We start from the raw sequence: 1,244 nt of genomic DNA, 5'->3' as shown, positions 1-1,244 counted from the left end.
CAAAAGGGGAAGTAAGGGCATGCGGCAGCGTTCCCTCCCCCTTGTGGGGAGGGTTAGGGTGGGGGTCCATCTTCGTAAGAATCCAAATGCGATTGTGTCCGCCGCTCCGCTAAACACGGGGGCTGCGCGGCGGACACGCCAACGTCAACGCAATGCCACGCCATTTTGCAGAACTTGACGCACACAACTTGCCCCGCCGTTCACGGGGAGAACGGGAGACGCCGTACCGCCGCTGCGGTTGCCGCAACTCCGCCGGCGGTCTATGTAAGGCGGCATGAGCGACACGACTTCACGCCTCTCCGGCTGGATGGACCTTGCCAACCCGACGCGGTTCGTCGGGCTGGCCGACAAGGTCGTGCCGTGGCTGGCGAGCGTTGCCGCCATCATCCTCGCTGTCGGCCTCTACATGAGCTTCACGGCGCCCGAGGACTTCCAGCAAGGCATCACCGTTCGCATCATGTATATCCACGTGCCTTTCGCCTGGCTCGCCATGATGTGCTACACGCTGATGGCGGTCTCGGCACTGGGCACGCTGGTCTGGCGCCATCCGCTGGCCGACGTGGCGCTGAAATCGGCGGCACCCATCGGCGCCGTCTTCACCGCCCTTGCACTGATCACCGGTTCGATCTGGGGCAAGCCGATGTGGGGCACCTGGTGGGTATGGGACGCGCGGTTGACCTCGGTCTTCATCCTGTTCCTGATGTATCTCGGCATCATCGCGCTGACCCGCGCGCTCGACGATGCCGGGCGCGCCGCGTGGGCCGCCGCCATCATCACCCTGGTCGGCTTCATCAACATTCCGATCATCAAATTTTCGGTCGACTGGTGGAACACGCTGCATCAGCCGGCGTCGGTGTTCCGGCTCGGTGGCCCGACCATCGACCCAAGCCTGTTGTGGCCATTGCTGGTGATGGCACTCGGCTTCACCGTGCTTTTCTTCGCGCTGCACCTAGCGGCGATGCGCACGGAAATCCTCCGCCGCCGAGTCATTTCGATGCGCCGCGTCGCGGCAAGGCAGGCTAACTGACCGCCGTCGAGTTCCTTCGCGCCCCCCTCTGTCCTGCCGGACATCTCCCCCTCAAGGGGGGAGATTGAATGTCACGTATCGTTTCGCCAATCGCGAATGTTGAAAGAGAGGCGAAGCTACCGATCTCCCCCCTGTTTGGACCGGAGACATCGCGAACAGGTGTGCGAGGACATCGCGAACAGTGCTCCATGCTATCTCTCGACGAGGTTGAGGTCGA

At 63.0% G+C, this 1,244-nt stretch carries 1 protein-coding gene; it reads left to right on the top strand.

Features of this window, described 5'->3' with window-relative positions:
- Positions 1-274: 274 nt before the first annotated feature.
- Positions 275-1,027 (top strand): heme ABC transporter permease, encoded by a 753-nt coding sequence (locus NKI72_RS35070; protein WP_352820534.1) that lies wholly within the window; start codon positions 275-277, stop codon positions 1,025-1,027.
- Positions 1,028-1,244: the final 217 nt, after the last annotated feature.

The organism is Mesorhizobium sp. M0437 (genome assembly GCF_040321335.1).
Taxonomy (GTDB): Bacteria; Pseudomonadota; Alphaproteobacteria; order Rhizobiales; family Rhizobiaceae; genus Mesorhizobium.
Note: the sequence above shows the minus strand (reverse complement) of the source record. Positions and strands in the feature narration are given on the sequence as shown.

Bases quoted from the DNA above. Each gene is read 5' to 3' on its own strand.
- NKI72_RS35070 (WP_352820534.1), top strand. From the start codon at position 275: ATGAGCGACACGACTTCACGCCTCTCCGGCTGGATGGACCTTGCCAAC.